This window comes from Bifidobacterium sp. SKU, assembly GCF_026016405.1.
GTDB classification, from domain to species: domain Bacteria; phylum Actinomycetota; class Actinomycetes; order Actinomycetales; family Bifidobacteriaceae; genus Bifidobacterium; species Bifidobacterium bifidum.
On record NZ_CP092890.1, the window covers coordinates 670745 to 690825 of the forward strand.

Genomic DNA, 20081 nt, shown 5'->3' on the forward strand with positions numbered 1-20081 from the left:
TGCTTGGGTGGTTTGCCCCCCCCAGTCTGCCGCGCAGACAGCCCCCGCCAGCGGGGGCGATGAGCGGATCGAATGTGCCGCGTACGGATGCGAATACAACCCCCGTCAGCGGGACTATAGACGGAAAGAACAGAGAGCAATGAGTGAGAACAACAGCAATGCAATTCCGGCGAGCCTGCCGCTCAGGAACGATCTGATCGGCGAGGAGCCGTACGGCGCGCCGCAGCTCGACGTGCCGGTGTGCCTGAACGTCAACGAGAACCCGTATGCGCCGGATCCGGCCGTGTGCGACACCATCGCCAGGCGCGTGCGTGAGATCGCGCCCACGCTCAACCGCTACCCGGATCGCGAGCATATCGAACTTCGCCAGGCGTTCTCCGACTACCTCGCCCGCGAATCCGGCACCCGTCTCGACGTGGACGAACTGTGGGGCGCGAACGGCTCCAACGAGATTATGCTCCAGCTGTTCCAGGCCTTTGGCGGCCCGGGCCGCACCGCCTTGGGCGCCGACCCGACCTACTCCATGTACCCCGAATACGCGCGCGACACGTTCACTGGCTGGAAGCTCGCCCACCGCAACGCCGATTTCACGCTGAACGTCGACAGGGTAATCGAGGCCATCGCCGAGGTCAAGCCCTCGATGGTGCTGCTCACCAGCCCGAACAACCCCACCGGCACGCCGCTGCCGATGGCTGACATCGAACGCATCCTCGCCGCCTGCGAGACCGCCGACGTGGCGGGCGCGGGCGAAGGCGTCCACCCGATCCTCGTCATCGACGAGGCGTACGTGGAGTTTCGCAAGCCCGGCACGCCGAGCGCGGTCTCGCTCATCAAGAACCACCCGAACCTCGCCGTCAGCCGCACGATGAGCAAGGCGTTCGCATTCGCCGGCGCACGTGTCGGCTATCTCGCCGCGAGCAAGGGCATCATCGACTGCGTGCGCATCGTGCGTATGCCCTACCACCTGTCCGCCGTGACCCAGGCCGCCGCGCTCGCGGCGTTCGAACACACCGACGAGCAGCTGAGCCGCGTCGAGCACCTGCGCGAGATCCGCGAATCCACCGCCGAATGGCTGTCACGTCAGACCTACAAGGGCGAGCCGCTCGAAGTGGCCGAGTCCGGTTCGAACTTCCTGCTGTTCGGCGGGCATTTCGACGACCGCGAGGCCATCTTCGACGAGCTGCTCAGGCGCGGCGTGCTCATCCGCGTGGTCGGCCCGGACGGCTGGCTGCGCATGTGCATGGGCACCGACAAGGAGATGGAACAATTCCGTAACGCGCTGACCGAAGCATTGCGTATTGTAGAAAGCAGATAACAACTCCCGAAACGCCGGCGGCGCGCGCGACCATTAACGTCATGACCCGTCGTCGGCGACCGCCGACCGGCACACTGGCCGGCAGGCAAGCCGGGACTTATCGGGACATATCAGGATCAAGGACCAAGGAGCACATCATGGCGCGTACCGCGCACATCGTCCGCGAGACCAGCGAATCGCACATCGAACTCAGCCTGAACCTTGACGGCACCGGCAAGACCGACATCGACACCTCCGTGCCGTTCTACAACCATATGATGAACGCGCTCGGCAAGCATTCGCTCATCGACCTGACGATTCATGCGCACGGCGACACCGACATCGACGTGCACCACACCGTCGAGGATACGGCCATCGTGTTCGGCGAGGCGTTGAAGCAGGCGCTCGGCGACAAGCGAGGCATCCGCCGCTTCGCCGACGCCACCGTGCCGCTCGACGAGGCACTCGCCAAGGCCGTCGTCGACATTTCAGGCCGTCCGTACTGCGTGTGCTCCGGCGAACCCGACGGCTTCGAATACTGCATGATCGGCGGCCACTTCACGGGCTCCCTGGTACGCCACGTCATGGAATCCATCGCCTTCCACGCCGGCATCTGCCTGCACATGCAGGTGCTCGCCGGCCGCGACCCCCACCACATCGCCGAAGCCGAATTCAAGGCGCTCGCGCGGGCGCTGCGCTTCGCGGTCGAGCCGGATCCGCGCATCCAGGGCCTGATCCCCAGCACGAAGGGCGCACTGTGATGAGCGGCAACGACGACAGGCACGGCGGAGACGACGGTTTCGACGACGACATCCATTTCAGCGACGAGGAACTTGAGGCCGCGCTGGACGGATTCGAGAAGGAATTCCGCGATTCGAACGCGGCTGCCGGCGAACCGGCGAACGACGCCGCGGCCGACAGCCTCGCAGACGATGCGGGAGCCGCGGATTCCGGTCAGGCACAGGAGGCCGACACCGCGGCCGCGTTCGACGACGAGCTGCAAGGGCTTCTGGGCAACAAGGCGAAGGCCGCCGTGCTGATTACGCGCATCGCGTCCGCCCGCCTGCTCGCCGCGTTCTGCCAGCTGTCGGACGTGTCCGCCGACTGCATCGGATCGGAGGAAGGGGCCGTGGCCATCCTGCGCAACCTTGACGGCGACGGGCCCGAAGTCGCGGCACGCGACCTCACCATCGTCGTGTCGGGCATGTCGCTGGTGCTCGCCGTCAACCGTGCGGACAAGTTGGAGGCGACCGTCTATCTGCAAGGCAAGCCAGGGCAGACGATCGCCCCGCCGCTGCTGTTCACATCGACGGCGCCGTTCGTGGAGGATCTGCTGCTTGGCATCACCGACGAGGACGGCCTGATCGGCACCGGCATGAAAGTCGAACAGTCCGCGGATCTCGACCATGACCAGGCCATGGCCGTCATCGCGGAACACACGAAGTTCGGGCGCGGCTCGTCGCGCATCGAATAATCGGGCGGCCGGCGGTTGACGCCGCCCGTGCCCGTGCAGCCAAGGATTTTCAGACTGAAGGAGACGACATGACATCGGTGGTGGTATTCGACTATGGATTCGGCAACGTGCGTTCCATGGTGCGTGCGCTCGCCAATCTCGGCCTTGACACGACACTGACCTCCGACTACCGGCAGGCGCTTGAGGCGGACGGCATGGTCGTGCCCGGCGTCGGCGCGTTCGCCGCCTGCATGACCGGCCTGCGCGAGGTGTCGGGCGACCGCGTCATCCTCGACCGTCTGCGTGCCGGCCGCCCCGTGCTGGGCGTGTGCGTGGGCGAGCAGATCATGTTCGAGCGCGGCAACGAGCACGCAGACACCACCGAAGGACTTGGACTGATCGGCGGTACCGTCGATCTGCTGGATGCCGATGTCGTGCCGCACATGGGATGGGACACGGTCGAAGCGCCGTCCGGTTCCGCGCTGCTCGAAGGCGTGGAGAACGAACGGTTCTATTTTGTGCACTCCTACGCGGCGATGAGCGCCACCGCGAAGGATCTGAGCGCCGAGCAGGTCGATCTGGGCGGCGACGAGCATATCACGTGGTGCACGTATGGCCGCAGCAGATTCGTCGCCGCCTATGAGCGCGGCCCGCTGTCGGTCACCCAGTTCCACCCCGAGAAGTCCGCCGACGCCGGCAAACAGCTGCTGCGCAACTGGGTCGGCACGTTCTCGAAGTAGCCGGCTGAACGGCATGACCAGCCGGCGCGGCCGGGAACCCCGACTCACCCGGCAACGCGGACGGCGGGCCCCGAGCCTCAACGACTTCAACGATTCCAAAGGAGAACAACCATGTCACTCACATTGCTTCCCGCGGTCGACGTGCGCGACGGCAAGGCCGTGCGCCTGCGCCAGGGCGAATCCGGCTCAGAGACCGACTACGGCAGCCCGCTCGAAGCGGCCCGCACGTGGGTCGAGGCCGGCGCCGAGTGGATTCATCTCGTCGATCTGGATGCGGCGTTCGGCACGGGGAACAACCGCGCGCAGCTGCGTGAGATTGTTCATGAGCTCGGCGACAAGGTCAACATCGAGATGTCCGGCGGCGTGCGTGACGACGACTCGCTGTCCGCCGCGCTGGAGGCCGGAGCGGCCCGCGTGAACATCGGCACCGCCGCGTTGGAGAACCCCGAATGGACCGCCTCGGTCATCAAGCGGTACGGCGACCGCGTCGCCATCGGACTTGACGTGCGCGGCCACACGCTCGCCGCCCGCGGATGGGTCAAGGAGGGTGGCGACCTGTTCGAGACGATGAAGTTCCTCGACTCGGTCGGATGCTCCCGCTACGTCGTCACCGATGTGGCGCGGGACGGCATGATGAGCGGCCCGAACATCGACCTGCTGCGCGAGGTCGCGGAACGCACCGATGCCAAGGTCACCGCTTCCGGTGGCATCAGCAAGCTGGACGACCTGCGCGATATCAAGATCCTCTCCGATTTCGGCGTGGACTCGGCCATCCTCGGCAAGTCGCTGTACGCCCGCGCGTTCACGCTCGAAGAGGCGCTCGAAGTCGCCCGCTGACCGATACGGCTGTCGACAGGGGCCGCCCCCCCCGCCGCCCGTCACCGTCGGCTGGGCGGCCGGCGGCCCCTGCTCACTTCTTCGTGCCGCTTTTCTTCGAGCAGGGGAGCTCGCCCTTCTTGATGAGCTTCCTGAACAGGGAGTAATCCTCCTCGTTCTGCTCCGCATACGCCTGGGCGAACGCGGCTATCGCCTGGTCGAACTCGTCGGTGCCCCCAAGATAGTTGGCGATGGCCACGCTGTCGCCGGTGCGGGCATGCGCGTGCGCCAGGCACCATGCGCACATGCGGCCCAGATCCGACAATCCCAGCGCGTTCAGATGATCGATGTCGATCGAGCCCTTGCCGTTCCAGAATTGGCGCACGTAATAGTCGCGCGGCCGGCCGTCCTCCGCCACGAAACTCGCCCAGCCGAGCAGCACGTCGGCGGTGGATTGGATCAGCTTCTGCCCCTGCACCACACGCTCGCCATGCGTCGCATACGGCGAGCGGCCGACGAACCGTTCGAAGACCGACTCGTTGGCCTCCTTCATCTGCAGCATCAGCGGGTCGTCAAGCCCCCGTCCGGTGAGAATCGACACCCAGGCGCGGGTTCCGACCGAGCCGACGCCCACGACCTTGCGGGCGGTGTCATGGTACCGGTAACGGTTCAGCACGTAACGCCGGTCCTCGTACAGGCTTTGCCGGTAGCTGTCATACAGTGCGTCCAGCCTCTCCCGCAGCACCCCGAGATCCGCATAGTCCTGCAGCTCGCTGATCGGCACCAGCTCCGGCGGCTTCGAGCGGAACCGCAGCCGCTTCTCGCCGCTGTCAAGATAGGTGAGCTTCGCGGCCGCATGGTCGGAATCACGCACCGACGCGCGCAGCGCGGCGTCGCGCAACGTGCGGTTGCGCTTGCCGTTCACCGTGCTTTCGTAATGGTCGAGCGCCGCCTCCACGTCGAGATGGTCGTACCAGACGTCGAGGAAGTCCATCTGCGAGAACTGGCGGATATGGTCGCGGTACGAGTGCACGCAGCGTGCGACCGCGTTGCGCCGGTCCTTCTCCTTGATGCCGTTCGCCCGCCCGCAGATCTCCACGGACACCGCGAGCCGCTTCACGTCCCATTCCCACGGTCCCGTGGTTGTCTCGTCGAAGTCGTTGATGTCGAACACGAGCCGGTCGCTGGGGGAGCGGAACATGCCGAAATTGCCGATATGCGCGTCGCCGACCGCCTGGACGGGGATGCCGGTGGTCGGCGTGTGCGCGAGGTCGTTCGCCATGATGAGCGCGGTGCCGCGGTAGAACGTGAACGCGGAATCGCTCATGCGGTAGTACCTCAGCGGGATCAGATCCGGCACCCGCTGCGCCGACTGTTCCTCCAAAAGCCCGATCACGTCGCGCCGGCGCGACACGATCTTCCAGTCGGCGTGGCTCTCCAACGGTGTGGTCTTGCGCAGCGCGATGCCGGCCTTGGCCTGCCCCAGCGGCGTGTCGGCCATGTGCCATGACATATCGATGATGGGATGGTTCTCGCTCATGGCTCCACGATAACGCCGACGCGGGAGCGACATTCCGGCGATGCCCCGGCGTGTCCGATGGCATGTTAACGAGTCTCGTAACACGGACGTGAAACCATGAGGGATTATGGATAAGCAGCAAGAGTTTGCCCTGCGCACGGTCGAGGAACGCGACGTGCGCTTTATTCGGTTGTGGTTCACTGACGTGCTGGGCACGTTGAAATCCGTGGCCATCGCGCCCGCCGAGTTGGAGGCGGCGTTCGAGGAGGGGCTTGGCTTCGACGGTTCCGCCATCGAGGGAATGACGCGCGTGTCGGAGGACGACATGATCGTGCAGCCCGACCCGTCCACGTTCCAGATACTGCCGTGGCGTGGCGGCCCGCAGGGTACCGCTCGCATGTTCTGCGACATTCTCACGCCCGACGGCGAGCCGTCCCTGGGTGACCCGCGCCACGTGCTCAAGCGTGCGCTCGCCAAGGCGAAGGAGAAGGGTTTCACGTTCTACGTGCACCCGGAGATTGAGTTCTATCTGTTCGAGAACCAGACCGACTGGTCGAAGGCGCCGACTCCAATCGACGAGGGCGGCTATTTCGACCATGTGCCGCGCAGCCCGGGCATGGACTTCCGCCGCGCCACCGTCAACATGCTGGAGCAGATGGGCATCTCCGTCGAATACTCGCACCATGAGGCGGGTCCCGGCCAGAACGAGATCGACCTGCGGTATGCCGACGCGCTGACCACGGCCGACAACATCATGACGTTCCGCACGGTCGTCAAGGAAATCTCGCTGGAGCGCGGCATCCACGCCAGCTTCATGCCCAAGCCGCTCGCCGACGCGCCCGGTTCCGGCATGCACACGCACCTGAGCCTGTTCGAGGGTGATTCCAACGCGTTCTACGAGGCCGGCCAGGAGTTCAACATGTCCCTGACCGCCCGACAGTTCGCCGCGGGCATCCTGCATCATGCGGCGGAGATCTGCGCGGTCACCGACCAGTTCGTGAACTCGTACAAGCGACTGTGGGGTGGTGCTGAGGCGCCGAGCTACATCTGCTGGGGTCACAACAACCGGTCCGCGTTGCTGCGCATCCCGCAGTACAAGCCCGGCAAGGGCAACTCCGCGCGTATGGAGTTCCGTGGACTCGACCCGGTGGCGAACCCGTATCTGGCGTATTCGGTGCTGCTCGCCGCCGGTCTGGACGGCATCGAACAGCAGATGACGCTGGGCGAGCCGACCAGCGACGACGTGTGGGAGCTGACCGACGCCGAACGTCAGGCGATGGGCATCGAGCCACTGCCGGATTCGCTGGACGCCGCACTGAAGATCATGGAGAAGTCCGATTTCGTCGCGGACGTGCTCGGCGAGCATGCGTTCGAGTATTTCCTGCGCAACAAGCATCAGGAATGGGACGAATACCGTGGCCAGGTCACGCCGTACGAGTTGAAGAAGTACCTGCCCAAGCTCTGACGTGACGTGAAACCGGCCGACTACCGGCAAACAAGAAACGGTGTGGGGATGATGGCTGCTGATCCGGCCATCATCCCCACACCGTTTTTGCTTGCCGAACCGACCGCCGCAGGATGCCGCTGCGGTCACTCGACCTTGCGCGGCGTTGGACAATGGCTCATTGGCCTCGGATTGGTTCACCCATGTGATGGTGACGATGATGGTGTGACGGCCCTGATAGTCGTCGGGGTCCGTCGTCACGTCGTCGATGGAGACGAGGGCGTCCCGCTGTAGCTGCTGATCCGCTTCATCTTGCGCTTCTCCGCCTCGGTGGATTTCGGGGCGGGAGCGATGTCGTCAGGCTGGACCTGCTCGTATTGCGTGCCGCTGGTCGGTGCCTTGAACGCGGACATGATGCCCTCATGGTAGCGGGTCGCCTGATTGGCTATGACGTACAGGTCGCCCGTCGCGTCGTTCAGCTGGTACGCGATGGTTGCGTCGCTTTCCTCGCCCTTGGCGATCTTGATGTCGTTCGACTGCGTCTTGTGCCCTTCGATGGATGAGCCGCCGCGGCTGTGCAGGTAGGTTTTGTTCAGGCCGATGCCGCTCTGATACGCCTGCAGGTCCATGGCGAGTTCCCCGAAGGTCGTATTGGCATCGCCGGTGTTCTTCCAGTGGTAGGTGATGATCACCGTCTTGTGCCCGTCGTAATCCGTGGGGCCGGTGGTCGCCTTGGCTATGGTGACCGTGGCCTTCCGGTTGCTGAACGATGTCGTCTCGCCGGTTTTCACGCGGGTCGGCTTGTTGTCTTGGGAGGGCGACTTGAATGAGTGCGATGAGTCGTCCGAGTCGCTGCTGCCGCCTGTGCTGATGATATGACTCACCAGGTTTGATCCCAGCGCGAACACGATTATGGCGATGACGGCAACCCAGGATCGGCGCTGGCGCTTCGTGGCTCCGCCGGGTTTGCGGTCGCTCTTGGACTGTACGTGTCCGTAGCCGCCGCGATATGGATGGCCGTTGTAGGACAGATTGAGGGACGCATCGCCCGCTCCGGTCCGTGCCGGCCCGCCTGGTTCGTCTGCGGGGCTCGGGGGCCTTGCGCGGCAGGAGGTGCCGCTAATGTATGTTCCGTCTGGAAGAAGAAACAACAGCAGGGGTACGGTCATGTCCGGTTCCGCCATCCGTGGGCGGCAGGGGAGCGAACGCTTCTTCACGCTGCCGGCCGTCACGCTGATCGCGTCCAGTTTCGTGCTGGGCATGAGCGATTTCGTGGTCGTGGGCATCCTGCCCGACATCGCCCATGGGTTGCGGGTCTTAGAGGTCACGGTCGGCAATCTGGTGTCGCGGTTCGCCACCCATCTGACGTTGCCGGCGTGTTCCTCGCCGGCAACATCCTGTGTGCGCTCGCGCCGAATTACGCGGTGCTGCCGCATTACAGCCACATGGCGAAGGTCGGTTTTCTGCCGCAGTTCCGCATGCGGGCCGGCAATGGCCGTCTCAGTGCCTTGCGTCTCCGAACCATCCCCGGTAGATGATCGAGAAGTTCCTGTTGCCGTAGCTGGAGCAGGAGTCTCCTTCCCCGGCTCCAGCGGCGAGCGCGGCCTCGTTCGGCTGGTAGGGTGTGTAGATGTACAGCAGTGCGGTCGCCTTGTTGCCGATGACCACGTTGGCGCCGCCGCAGCTCGTGTTCGGATGGAACCTGACGAAGTTGAGCTTGCCGACATGGTAACCGTATGATGCCTCATGCCGCACGTAATACCTGTATCGATGCGCCGCGCCGTAGACCTGCCGGAAGAAGCCGGCGTACTGCGGGTCGCAGTCGTTGTCGTCGGGGCAGCTCAGGCCCATGGCCGCCTTGAACTGGAAGTCGGTCGGCTTGCTCGCGGTGACGAGCTGCTGTTCCTTCTGCAGTACGGTGAGCAGCACTTTCTGGCTGATGCCGCATGATCGCGACGATTTGTCGATGATCGTCGCCGCAGTCTCTCCCTTGGCGCCGTCGTATCCGTCGCAGTACCGGTCATCGGGCTGGTCCGTGGTGTCGAACGTGCGGTTTTTCAGGCATCCCGTCCCGGTGCAGTCGCCGCCGTGCTCATCGAGGAACGATTGCACTTCGGTGCGGCTCATCGCATAGCCGTTGAAGAACTGGCCGTCGGAGATGATGTTGCCCGGGTCGAAACCGTATCGGTCGCCCAGATCCTGCTGTCGTTCCTCGGCCGTCACGAGCGCGATGCGCTGTCCGACGAACGAGGTGGTGCCCCACGCCAGCGCCACGGCGCACACCGCCGCCAGCGCGGTGCCCGCCACCGCGAGGATGCGCCTGCGCCATCCAGCCCGCTTCCACCAGCGGCGCAGCGTGTTGCGTCGGGCATTCGGCTTCGGGCGGCGGATCGCGGACCGTGCCGCTGTGCCACGCCTGGTGTTTTTGGTGTTGTTTCCCCTGATGTTTTTCTTGGCGGCCGTACCGGGCCGGCGGTTGCGTTGCTTGCCGCCGTTCCGTCCTCCGGTCCGCCCGGTGTTGTTCCCCTGCTTCTTACGTGTTGTCATCGTCCGTCATTGTAGCGCGGGGATATGTTGGATGCGCGGACTGGCCGTGCGCGGCGACGGGGGAGAGGCCGCGCACAGCGCTATTTGCCGAGCGTTTTCTTGATTCGCTGCAAGCTGACCGGCTTCGCGGTGCCAAGCTCCTGGGCCCACAGAGAGACGTAGAACTCCTCCAGCATCCAGCGCGCGTCGTCGGCCTGTTTCGTCAGTGCCTCATGGCGTGGGCCCGCGGGCTCCGTCTTGGCACGCTGAACGGCCTTGTCGACCAGCTGTCGCGCCTCGTCGGCCTCCCAGGCCCATCGCACGTCGCGGTTCTTGTCGTTCTTCGCCTTGGTGAGACGGATCAGGTCGGCCTCCAGATACTTTGGTATGCGCGGCAGGGCGGCGGGCGGCGTCGCGCCGATGAACCCGGGGAACACCAGCGTGGCGATATGCTCGCGCACCGATTGCAGCACCGACAGCATCGGCAGGTCGGCCTTGCCGGAGGTCGCCTTGTCGACATTCGCGTACGCGCGCAGGATGGCGATGACATCATGGGCGAGTGCGTAGACGGTGTCCTCGTAGACCTCGGTCACCCCCATCACCGCATCGGCGAGCGCATCGTCGTCGGGGAGCGTGTCGATGTTCGGCAGCAGACGTTTGACGGTGGCCAGCTGCAGGTCCTCCACCAGCGCCTTGGTGGAGGGGTATGGCGCCGACGCGAGCATCAGCGCCTCGGCGCCGAGCCACCGAGACGAGATACGCTCCGAAGGCATGCGCAGCGCGTCCAGGGCGCCCCGCCACAGCATCACCGCGCGCGACTCGCTCGTCGCCCCGGCCTTGTGCAGCAGGTTGGCCTGTTCGACCAGTTTGCCCCGGCTGGCGGCCTGTTCCGCCTTGTGTTCGACCATGCGCCGAGCGGATGCCTCCGCCTGTTCGGCGAACTGCCGTTGCAACGCGGTCAGGGATTTGCCCGAACCCAGTACCTTCACCGGGCCGCGTGCATGCCGCCGTCCGCGTGCGTTGCGCGGCGCGGGGAGTTGCTGCTCGATGGAGAACGTCATCCGCAGATAGGCGGGCAGCTTCTCCCATAGTTCGCCGGTCAGCACCTCCGGGTGGATCTGAGCGCCCACGGTGTCGATCGCCGCCTGGGTGAACACGTGCGGCAGGTCGGGCCATGCGTGGCCCTGGCCGTCGGACGTGCCGGTGCCGGGCAGGGCCGGATACCGGTCGTCTATCCATGCGCGGATCTTGCGCGCGGTGTCCGGTGCGGGCACGAACTGCACGCGCAGTGATTTCGGCAGGGACTTGATCAGCCCCACGATCAGCTCGTCGAGCAGTCCGGGAACGTTCCATGTGAACTGTTCCGGTGTCAGACGGGACAGCGCCTTGAGCGGCACGTGCACGGTCACGCCGTCGGCGGGGTCGTGCGGGTCGTAGATGTAGCTGAGCCGCAGGTCGATCGGCTGGCCGTCCGTGCCGAGCGCATGCCAATGGTCCGGATAGTCGGCGAGGCTCACCGACTCCGCCGATGACAGGCGTTCGACCTTGTCCGGGTCGAAATCGAGCAGATGCGGGTGTTCGCCGTGCTCGCGCTTCCACCATTTCGCCAGGTCGGCGACGCAGGTCACGTCATTGGGGATGACCGACTGGTAGAAGTCGTAGAGGTCCTCGTCGCTGACGGACTGCGAGACCTGCCTGGTGCGACTGGCGTCCTCGGCCGCCTCGTCCAGGATGTCGCGGTTTCGGGCCAGAAAATCGTCATAGCTGAACCGCTGCTGGACGTCCCCCTCGACAAGGCCCTGCCGGATCAGGAAGTCGCGGGCCTCCATGGGGTTGATGCGCCCCCATTGCACGGTGCGGTCCGAGATGATCGGCAGACCGTACAGCAGCACCTTCGCCGTGGCGACGGCGGAGCCGCGCGAACCAGACCAGTGCGGCTCCGCATACGTGGTGCGGGTCAGCTGCCCGGCCAGCGGCTCGGCCCACGCCGGGTCGATGGCGGCGCTGTACCTCGCCCACAGGCGGCTCGTCTCCACCAGTTCCGTGCTCATCACCCACTGCGGGGTGGATTTGGCCACGGCCGAGGCCGGGAACAATGCGAAATGAGTGCCTCGCGCGCCCTGATAGTCGTTCTTCGCCATCTTCTGAGCCCGCTTGATGGCCTTGGCCTTCGCCGCGCCCTTGAGACCGGCGAAATCGGAGGCCTTCGGCTCGCGCACGATCTGCATGCCCATCATCGACAGCAGGCCGGAGAGCATCGACGTGTGAATGCCGCGGTCGTCCCACGAGCAGCACAGCGAATGGGCCGCCTGCTGGTTGATCGGCAGCTGGCGTACCGCCAGATCGGGGCGGGAGACCGGCTGCGGGGAGCCGACCTTGAACTTGAGTTCGCGGCACATCTCCGTCAGCTGATTGACCAGGTCCTTCCACTGGCGTACGCGCAGCCAGCTGAAATACTCGCTCTTGCAGATACGGCGCAGCGCATTGTTGCTCGGCTCGCCATCGGCCTGGAAGATACGGTCCCAGATGTTCAGCGCGGTCAGATAGTCGCTGGACGGATCCGCATACCGGTTGTGGATGCGGTCGGCCTCATCCCGGGCCTCGTCCGGGCGTTCACGCGGATCCTGAAGGCTCAGGAACGCCACGATCACCAGCACGGCAGCCAACGTGTCGGGCGTGCTGGATTTCGCGGCCTCGATCACCATGCGGCCGAGACGGACATCGATGGGGATGCGGGCGAGCTGCCGTCCGACATGCGTCAGCGTCACCTCGCCGCGCTTGCGGCCGATCGCCTTGAGCTCCGTCAACTCGTTGAAGCCGTCGGAGACCGCCTTCATGTCCGGCGGGTCGATGAACCCGAAATTCGTCACATCCTCGGCCGTACGGGCGACGCCCACCGACAGCATGTGCAGCACCACGGCACCCAGCGATGTGCGCAGGATCTCCGGCTCGGTGAACCGAGGGCGGGTCTCGTAGTCCTCACGCGAATACAGGCGGATGGCGATGCCGTCCGCGATACGGCCGCACCGGCCGGACCGCTGGTCGGCGCTCGCCTGGCTGATCGGCTCGATGGGCAGCCGCTGCACCTTGGCGGTCTTTGAATACCGGCTGATGCGGGCCGTGCCCGGGTCGACCACGTAGCGGATGCCCGGCACGGTCAGTGACGTTTCGGCCACGTTCGTGGCGATGACGATGCGCTGATGCGTGTGCGGCTCGAAGACGCGGTGCTGCTCCTTGGACGACAGGCGGGCGAACAGCGGCATGATCTCGATGGCGTCGGGGTGGCGCATGTCGTCGGCGCGCGGGCCGTAATGGCGGCGCAGCGCGTTCTCGAACTCGTGGATGTCGCGCTCGCCGGAGGCGAACACGAGGATGTCGCGGGCGCCGCGCTCATGGCTGGAATGGATGATGAGCTCCGCGCACGCCCTGGCGACCGCCGTGGGCATGTCCATGTCGGGTTCGCGAGATGAGCCACGGTCCCGGCCGCCGTCGGAGGGTGCCGCCGACAGTTCGGCATACGATTCCTCGCCGGGCATCGCGCCGGTCTCGAATCCGGGCACGTGCCGCATCAGCGCGGGCGCAGTGCCCAGCGGCTCGTAGACGACCTGCACGGGGTAGGTGCGGCCGGAGACCTCGATGACCGGAACCTTCTCGTGCAGCGCATGCTCGAAATGCTCCTGAAACTTCACCGAATCGATGGTCGCCGAGGTGATGATCAGCTTCAGGTCGCGACGTTTCGGCAGCAGCGCGGTGAGGTATCCGAGCAGGAAGTCGATGTTCAGGCTGCGCTCATGCGCCTCGTCGATGACGATCGTGTCGTATTGCCGCAGCTGGGGGTCGCGCTGGATCTGCGCCAGCAGGATGCCGTCGGTGACGACGCGCAGCCGGGTCTTCGGCGACGTCTCGTCGGTGAACCGCACCTGATAGCCGATCTCGTCGCCCAGATGGACGCCCATTTCGGAGGCGATGCGTTCGGCGACGGTTCGCGCGGCGAGCCTGCGCGGCTGCGTGTGTACAATCTGCCGGCCGTGCGTACCGCGGCCGAGCTCCAGCAGGATCTTCGGCAGCTGCGTGGTCTTGCCCGAACCGGTCTGGCCCGAGACGATGACGACCTGGCTTGATGACACCGCCTTGGCGATGTCATCGCGAGCCGCCGAGACCGGCAGCTCGGAAGGATATGTGAATTTCATCCGTTTACTTGTTCCTCAACACTTCAATGACGCGATATCCCTTCGCGGAATGATACTTCGACACCTCATAATCGTCGCCCAGCGCGGTGGCGAGCCAGGGGATCAGCGAGTCGGCGCCCAAGTTTTTCTGCACCACCAGGTACGCGGCGCCTGCGGGGGTGAGCCGCGGCAGCCACGTCATCAGCAGGTCGTGCAGCGCGTCCTTGCCGATGCGGATCGGCGGGTTCGACCAGATCGCGTCGAACATCAGATCGGCCGGCACCTGCTCCGGCGACGCGGCATGGATGTGCTCGCAGCCGTTGGACTTGGCGTTGGCGCGGGTCAGGTCGAGCGCGCGTTCGTTCACGTCCACGGCCCAGACGTCGGCCTTGGGCGAGGCGAACGCCAGCGCAAGCGACACGGGTCCCCATCCGCAGCCCAGATCCAGCAGCGTCCCCATCTCCGGCGGCTCCGGCACCTCGCGCAGCAGCACCGACGTGCCCAGATCCAGGCGCGAGCCGGAGAACACGCCGTTCGACACCTCGACCACGGCATCCTGCCCGCGCAGCGTCACCTTCATGCGACGGCGAACGTCCTCGGAGGACGGTTCGGCGGCGAAATACTGTTCGGTGGCGTTCCCGTCCCGCTTCGAGGCGTCCGAGGCATGCTGCGTTTTCATTCGTTCTCCCGCATATAGATGAGTGATGGCTTTCGACTTGGAACCATGATAGTCAAAGGCATGGTTAGCGGGGGAGGGCTGCGGATTCCTATGCCTTCGAGAGCGCTGCGCCTCTTCGAGAATGCTTTCTGGCGCAATTATCCGGTAGATATCTACCGCAGTGACATTGCGTGGTGCACAATGCAATTGTCGGGCGGATGGATTCCGCCATCAATGGCGAAAGGATGGGATCATGAGTGGTGCGGATAAACTGGGATACCTGATTCGTGCGCTTTCGAGGACGAAGCGCAAGGATTACGAGAATTACGTCGTCAATGCCATATGGAACCGGTTGGCGATGGACGATGTCAAGCCGGTCACACAACAGCTGGTGTTGTGGCCTGACGGGCGTCGGTCGTTCGTGGACCTGTATTTTCCTCAGGCGATGATCGGGGTGGAATGCGATGAGGCCTATCATCAGAGGCAACGGGAACGTGACCGCGAGCGCGAGATAACCATCACGGACGTGCTGCGTCAGATTCGCGGCGAGGACTATCGGGCGTTGCATGTGGATGTTTCCGGATCGTATGAGCAGGTGGAGCGATCCATCGACGACTGCGTGCGGCGGATACGTGCAGAGATCGAACGGCGCAGGCAGGCGAACGAGTTCACGCCGTGGACGGAAGCCTACGTCGATTACAAGGAGTTCTACAAGACGAGGGACGCCGTCAGCGTTGCGGATGACGTCGGCTTTCCCCGAATCGCCGACGCGGTCAACACGCTGTGCGGTTCCGAGTACAAGAGATTTCAGGAATCCTGGTTCGTCCCCAGCGTGATGCGCCAATGGTACGGCGACCGATATCGAGTCTGGTTCCCGAAGCTCGCCATAGGCGGGAAGGCCGTGGCAAACGGTTGGAACAACCGGCTGTCCGATGACGGCACCTATATCTACGAATACAACGAGGACGCCGATCTGGTGGATCCGGTCGGCGACGACGGCGACCCCAATGACATCCGTATAACGTTCGCCAAGTCCGCCGACCCGGTGACGCGGATTCAGGCGTATCGATTCGTTGGCGTGTTCCGCCGGATCTCGAACAGCGAGGACGGAACACGAAAGCGGTACCAGCGCATCGAAACCGTCTTCCCGATTCATCGCACGCCTTGTCTGCCAATCCACAGATAATGGCAAGCGTTTGGAGAACGTCGTTCCGTACTCACCATCGTGCATGCGATGCGGATCGCCTGCGATGCGGACCACCGTGGTGTGGTTCATGCCTGCAGGGGCGTTTCGTGTCGGATGCCGAGTGACAGATGTCGAGTGACGGATACCGAGTGGCGGATGACGAGCAGAGAGCATGAGTGACAGCAGAGGTGCCATTGAGCCAACAGAATACCGTTGATGCGAATCAGGCCGGTCAGCCGGGCGAACAGGAAGAGCCGGTGCTGACCGGTGTGCTGGCCGACCAGTCGGACGTCCTGCTGGACGAGAACGGCGATGGGCACGTCGGGCAACGGGACGCCGAGGAGTGGGAGGAGCGCGAATCCCGCAACCAGCTCAAGCATGTCGCGGGTCTCGGGGAGCTGCAGGACGTCACCGAAGTCGAATACCGCAAGGTCCGCCTTGAGCGTGTGGTGCTGGTGGGCGTGTGGTCCAGCATGACCACCACCGCGGCTCAGGCCGAGGAGTCGCTTCGCGAGCTCGCCGCACTGGCCGAGACCGCCGGAGCGGTGGTGTGCGATGGTCTGCTGCAGCATCGGTACAAGCCCGACTCCGCCACATACGTGGGTTCGGGCAAGGCCCGCGAGCTGGCCGACATCGTCGCCGTGAACGAGGCTGACACCATCGTCGTCGACGATGATCTGCCGCCCAGCCAGCGGCGTGCGCTGGAGGATGCCACCAAGGTCAAGGTGGTGGATCGCACCGCGGTGATACTCGACATCTTCGCCCAGCACGCCACCAGCCGTGAAGGCAAGGCACAGGTGGAGCTCGCGCAGCTTGAATACATGCTGCCGCGTCTGCGCGGTTGGGGCGGGTCGCTGTCGCGTCAGGCGGGCGGCCGTGCGGCCGGGGCCGACGCGGGCATCGGATCGCGAGGCCCGGGCGAGACGAAGATCGAGATGGACCGTCGCGTCATCCGGAGCCGGATAGCCAGATTGCGGCGCCAGATCGCGCAGATGGCCCCGGCCCGTGAGGTCAAGCGCGGTTCGCGTCGACGGTACGGGCTGCCGACCATCGCCGTTGTCGGATATACGAACGCCGGCAAATCCTCACTGACGAATCGTCTCACCGGTTCCGCGGAGCTGGTCGAGAACGCCCTGTTCGCCACGCTCGACACTGCGGTGCGTCGAGCCCGGGCCAAGGACGGGCGACTGTATGCCTACGTCGACACCGTCGGCTTCGTGCGAAACCTGCCGACCCAGCTGATCGAGGCGTTCAAATCCACGTTGGAGGAGGTCGCCGAAGCCGACATCATCCTACATGTGGTCGACGGTTCGCACCCCGACCCGTTCTCGCAGATTGACGCCGTCAACGACGTGCTCGCCGACATCGAAGGGGCCGAGGAGATACCGCGCGTCGTCGTGTTCAACAAGATCGACCGAATCGATGCGGCCACACGCGAGCGGCTGGCGGCGCTCGAACCGGAGGCGAGTCTGGTGTCCGCCGCCACGGGAGAGGGCCTTGACGACCTGCTGCGGCGCATCGAATCGATGCTGCCCGTTCCGGGCGTGCACGTGTCTGCGCTGCTGCCCTACGACGCCGGTTCGCTGCTGTCGCACGTGCGCGAATACGGCAACGTCGATTCCGTCGACTATCGCGCCGATGGCATATGGATCGAGGCGGATGTGGACCGCCGACTCGCCGCCCAGATCGTCGATAGGGCGATCGATGAGACGGACGGTGATGGCAGCGATCACATCGATGCCGAGCATGATGTCGATTGAGTGTTCTACCCATTGCCGCTGACGCAATGTCTGTGAGCGTTCACAACAATGTGACGCAAATCACCTTGCCTTCGGGGCGATAATGACTACGGCAATCAGCGCAAACGTCATCATGTGTAGATACAGTAAGTGTGTTGTCAAAATGAACCCCGCCAAACACGGGGCACTGTGCTAAGAGAGGTCTAGCAAACATGGTGGATTCACCCATTAAGCCCACAAAGCTCGCCATCGTCGGTGCCGGCGCAGTCGGTTCCACGCTCGCCTTCGCCGCCGCCCAGCGCGGTGTCGCCCGTCAGATCGTCCTCGAAGACATCGCCAAGGAGCACGTCGAAGCCGAAGTCCTCGACATGCAGCACGGCTCCAGCTTCTACCCCACCGTCTCCATCGACGGTTCCGATGACCCTGAGATCTGCCGTGACGCCGACATGGTCGTCATCACCGCAGGTGCCCGTCAGAAGCCCGGCCAGTCCCGCCTCGACCTCGCCGGCGCGACCATCAACATCATGAAGTCCATCATCCCGAACATGATGAAGGTCGCCCCGAACGCCATCTACATGCTCATCACCAACCCGGTGGACGTCGTCACGCACGTGTGCCAGAAGCTGTCCGACCTGCCGACCAACCAGATCTTCGGTTCCGGCACCAACCTGGACTCCGCTCGTCTGCGCTTCCTGATCGCCCAGCAGACCGGCGTCAACGTCAAGAACGTGCACGCCTACATCGCCGGCGAGCACGGTGACTCCGAAGTCCCGCTGTGGGCCTCCGCCACCATCGGTGGCGTCCCCATGTGCGACTGGACCCCGCTGCCCGGTCACGAGCCGCTCGATGCCGCCAAGCGCGAGGAGATCCACCAGGAAGTCAAGAACGCCGCCTACAAGATCATCAACGGCAAGGGCGCCACCAACTACGCCATCGCCATGTCCGGCGTCGACATCATCGAGGCCATCCTGCGCGACTCCAACCGCATCCTGCCCGTCAGCTCCATGCTGAAGGACTTCCACGGCATTTCCGACGTGTGCATGTCCGTGCCGACGCTGCTCAACCGTAAGGGCGTCAACACCGCCATCAACACCCCTGTCTCCGACCGCGAGCTTGCCGCCCTGAAGCGCTCCGCTGAGACGCTGAAGGAAACCGCTGCCCAGTTCGGCTTCTGATATCGGATTGATTGACGGTGCGCCGGTGCAGATCGGCGCATGAACCGCCCTCAGTCTTGCTTCGCGCCTTGCCATGCTGGCGCGGCTGTCGGCCAAGAGCCGGCGGTGCTCTCATCTTGCCCCCCCCCCCGGCGGGAAGGCCATCGAGTGAAGCGAGACTGGGGGTGGTTTTTGTTTATCGGCAGGGGGGTCCTCCTCGTCCTGGTATTCGCCCGCATCTGCTCACAGAGAACGTCGGCGCGCCGTTCGATTCGGTGTATAGTGAACCCTGTTGTTTGAAAACCTCGGCTTCGGCCGAGGTTTTCGTCGTTCTAGGGCTATTGAAAATGATTGTAGGAAACAGTTTCACATAGCAGGCAGAAGGAGAGGTACACTATGCCGCACACGCATGGAACGGTGAACGAGGTGACGCGCGGCAGCAAGGCGCACCAGCGACGGCTTATGATGACGCTGACCTTGACCGGCACGGTGTTCGTGGCGGAGATCGTCGGCGCCATCATCACCGGATCACTGGCATTGCTGGTGGATGCCGGGCATATGCTCACGGACATGTCGGTGCTGATTGCATCGACGGTGACGGCGGTGCTTATGCGTCGAAAGCCCAACAGCTCCCGCACCTGGGGTTGGGCCCGGCTTGAGGTGCTGACCGCGGAGGCGGGAGCGATGATCCTGCTGTTCGTCGGATTGTATGCGCTGATCGAGGCGGGGATGCGACTGTTCGGAGGATCCGCCGAACATGTGGCGGACAGTGGGCTGCTGCTGTTCTTCGGCATTCTGGGTCTGGCTGCCAATGTCGGCTCGATCATCATCCTCGCCGGGCAGCATAACGACAACATGAACATGAAAGCCGCGTTCCTCGAAGTGGTGAATGATGCCCTGGGCTCGGTGGCGGTCATAGCGTCGGCCGTGGTCATGATGCTCACCGGGTGGGATGGCTTCGATGCCATCGCCGGCGGCCTGATCGCGCTGCTGATGATTCCACGTGCGGTGAAGCTGTTGCGCAATGCGCTGAAAGTGCTGCTGGAGGAGACCCCGGACGGATTGAATCTCGACGAAGTACGTACGCATCTGGAGAATATCCCTCACGTCGTGGCCGTCCATGATCTGCATGCGAGCACCGTGTCCACCGGCATGCCCATGCTCATGGCGCATGTCGTGGTGGAACCCGGCATGAGCATGGATCAGGCGGCGAATGTGCTCAGCCAACTGCAGGACTGTCTGCGCGAACATTTCCCCGTCTCGATTCCCCACACCACGTTCCAGCTCGAACCGCAGGGGTACCGTTCGCCCAGCGCCGAACAGCTGCACTCCTGAATGGGACGCCGCATTGCGCGGCTTGATACGACAATGGGTTGGGTGATT

15 protein-coding genes and 1 pseudogene are annotated in these 20081 nt (G+C 64.4%); 11 read left to right on the forward strand and 5 right to left on the reverse strand.

Going from position 1 to position 20081, the window contains the following annotated elements; all coding sequences use genetic code 11:
- The first annotated feature begins 139 nt into the window (after positions 1-139).
- The 5 genes from MMB49_RS02825 (at position 140) to priA (ending at position 4324) form a co-directional block, all read left to right on the forward strand.
- Complete coding sequence (locus MMB49_RS02825; RefSeq protein WP_003812267.1) at positions 140-1315, forward strand: histidinol-phosphate transaminase; 1176 nt, start codon at positions 140-142, stop codon at positions 1313-1315.
- A 137-nt stretch (positions 1316-1452) separates the two neighbouring features.
- Positions 1453-2055 (forward strand): imidazoleglycerol-phosphate dehydratase HisB, encoded by a 603-nt coding sequence (gene hisB / locus MMB49_RS02830; RefSeq protein WP_003812269.1) that lies wholly within the window; start codon positions 1453-1455, stop codon positions 2053-2055.
- Positions 2055-2768, forward strand: a complete 714-nt coding sequence (locus tag MMB49_RS02835) for a hypothetical protein (RefSeq protein WP_047271696.1) — start codon at positions 2055-2057, stop codon at positions 2766-2768. The genes hisB and MMB49_RS02835 overlap by 1 nt, the downstream gene beginning before the upstream one ends.
- Before the next feature lie 68 nt (positions 2769-2836).
- Positions 2837-3487: an imidazole glycerol phosphate synthase subunit HisH gene (hisH, locus tag MMB49_RS02840; protein WP_003812274.1), complete on the forward strand. Its 651-nt coding sequence runs from the start codon at positions 2837-2839 to the stop codon at positions 3485-3487.
- Between the two features lie 111 nt (positions 3488-3598).
- Entirely contained in the window at positions 3599-4324 is a 726-nt protein-coding gene (priA, locus tag MMB49_RS02845; protein ID WP_013389648.1) for a bifunctional 1-(5-phosphoribosyl)-5-((5-phosphoribosylamino)methylideneamino)imidazole-4-carboxamide isomerase/phosphoribosylanthranilate isomerase PriA, read from the forward strand.
- 73 nt (positions 4325-4397) lie between these two features.
- Here the strand turns inward: priA and MMB49_RS02850 are convergent, their stop codons facing one another.
- A complete protein-coding gene (locus MMB49_RS02850) occupies positions 4398-5843 on the reverse strand; it encodes a DUF2252 domain-containing protein (RefSeq protein WP_047271698.1) in 1446 nt (481 codons plus the stop codon).
- A 106-nt stretch (positions 5844-5949) separates the two neighbouring features.
- On the opposite strand from MMB49_RS02850, the gene glnA reads away from it, so the two are divergent.
- A complete protein-coding gene (glnA, locus tag MMB49_RS02855) occupies positions 5950-7287 on the forward strand; it encodes a type I glutamate--ammonia ligase (RefSeq protein ID WP_003812280.1) in 1338 nt (445 codons plus the stop codon).
- Between the two features lie 236 nt (positions 7288-7523).
- On the opposite strand, the gene MMB49_RS02860 is transcribed toward glnA, so the two are convergent.
- Entirely contained in the window at positions 7524-8552 is a 1029-nt protein-coding gene (locus MMB49_RS02860; RefSeq protein WP_320109767.1) for a DUF5067 domain-containing protein, read from the reverse strand.
- On the opposite strand from MMB49_RS02860, the pseudogene MMB49_RS02865 reads away from it, so the two are divergent.
- Positions 8434-8696, forward strand: a pseudogene (locus MMB49_RS02865) (MFS transporter); the annotation flags it as partial. The gene MMB49_RS02860 and the pseudogene MMB49_RS02865 sit on opposite strands and share 119 nt — an antisense overlap.
- Before the next feature lie 70 nt (positions 8697-8766).
- Here the strand turns inward: MMB49_RS02865 and MMB49_RS02870 are convergent.
- The 3 genes from MMB49_RS02870 to MMB49_RS02880 all read right to left on the reverse strand — a co-directional run bounded on the left by MMB49_RS02870 (position 8767) and on the right by MMB49_RS02880 (position 14640).
- Positions 8767-9813, reverse strand: coding sequence for a hypothetical protein (locus tag MMB49_RS02870; protein WP_047271700.1), 1047 nt, complete (start codon positions 9811-9813; stop codon positions 8767-8769).
- An 80-nt stretch (positions 9814-9893) separates the two neighbouring features.
- Complete coding sequence (locus tag MMB49_RS02875) at positions 9894-13982, reverse strand: DUF3418 domain-containing protein (RefSeq protein WP_047271701.1); 4089 nt, start codon at positions 13980-13982, stop codon at positions 9894-9896.
- Between the two features lie 4 nt (positions 13983-13986).
- Entirely contained in the window at positions 13987-14640 is a 654-nt protein-coding gene (locus MMB49_RS02880; protein WP_047271703.1) for a class I SAM-dependent methyltransferase, read from the reverse strand.
- Between the two features lie 232 nt (positions 14641-14872).
- Between MMB49_RS02880 and MMB49_RS02885 the strand changes: the two genes are divergently transcribed.
- The 4 genes from MMB49_RS02885 (at position 14873) to MMB49_RS02900 (ending at position 20033) form a co-directional block, all read left to right on the forward strand.
- Complete coding sequence (locus MMB49_RS02885) at positions 14873-15805, forward strand: AbaSI family restriction endonuclease (RefSeq protein ID WP_013363232.1); 933 nt, start codon at positions 14873-14875, stop codon at positions 15803-15805.
- A gap of 257 nt (positions 15806-16062) precedes the next feature.
- Complete coding sequence (hflX, locus tag MMB49_RS02890; protein WP_003812294.1) at positions 16063-17565, forward strand: GTPase HflX; 1503 nt, start codon at positions 16063-16065, stop codon at positions 17563-17565.
- 191 nt (positions 17566-17756) lie between these two features.
- Entirely contained in the window at positions 17757-18719 is a 963-nt protein-coding gene (locus tag MMB49_RS02895) for an L-lactate dehydrogenase (RefSeq protein ID WP_003812295.1), read from the forward strand.
- 375 nt (positions 18720-19094) lie between these two features.
- Positions 19095-20033, forward strand: a complete 939-nt coding sequence (locus tag MMB49_RS02900) for a cation diffusion facilitator family transporter (RefSeq protein ID WP_047271706.1) — start codon at positions 19095-19097, stop codon at positions 20031-20033.
- Positions 20034-20081: the final 48 nt, after the last annotated feature.

Coding starts and splice junctions, on each gene's coding strand:
- hisB (WP_003812269.1), top strand. CDS start 1,453: ATGGCGCGTACCGCGCACATCGTCCGCGAGACCAGCGAATCGCACATC.
- MMB49_RS02900 (WP_047271706.1), top strand. CDS start 19,095: ATGCCGCACACGCATGGAACGGTGAACGAGGTGACGCGCGGCAGCAAG.
- priA (WP_013389648.1), top strand. CDS start 3,599: ATGTCACTCACATTGCTTCCCGCGGTCGACGTGCGCGACGGCAAGGCC.
- hisH (WP_003812274.1), top strand. CDS start 2,837: ATGACATCGGTGGTGGTATTCGACTATGGATTCGGCAACGTGCGTTCC.
- MMB49_RS02885 (WP_013363232.1), top strand. CDS start 14,873: ATGAGTGGTGCGGATAAACTGGGATACCTGATTCGTGCGCTTTCGAGG.
- MMB49_RS02835 (WP_047271696.1), top strand. CDS start 2,055: ATGAGCGGCAACGACGACAGGCACGGCGGAGACGACGGTTTCGACGAC.
- MMB49_RS02850 (WP_047271698.1), bottom strand. CDS start 5,843: ATGAGCGAGAACCATCCCATCATCGATATGTCATGGCACATGGCCGAC.
- MMB49_RS02880 (WP_047271703.1), bottom strand. CDS start 14,640: ATGAAAACGCAGCATGCCTCGGACGCCTCGAAGCGGGACGGGAACGCC.
- MMB49_RS02875 (WP_047271701.1), bottom strand. CDS start 13,982: ATGAAATTCACATATCCTTCCGAGCTGCCGGTCTCGGCGGCTCGCGAT.
- MMB49_RS02895 (WP_003812295.1), top strand. CDS start 17,757: ATGGTGGATTCACCCATTAAGCCCACAAAGCTCGCCATCGTCGGTGCC.
- glnA (WP_003812280.1), top strand. CDS start 5,950: ATGGATAAGCAGCAAGAGTTTGCCCTGCGCACGGTCGAGGAACGCGAC.
- MMB49_RS02860 (WP_320109767.1), bottom strand. CDS start 8,552: ATGCCCACGACCACGAAATCGCTCATGCCCAGCACGAAACTGGACGCG.
- MMB49_RS02870 (WP_047271700.1), bottom strand. CDS start 9,813: ATGACAACACGTAAGAAGCAGGGGAACAACACCGGGCGGACCGGAGGA.
- MMB49_RS02825 (WP_003812267.1), top strand. CDS start 140: ATGAGTGAGAACAACAGCAATGCAATTCCGGCGAGCCTGCCGCTCAGG.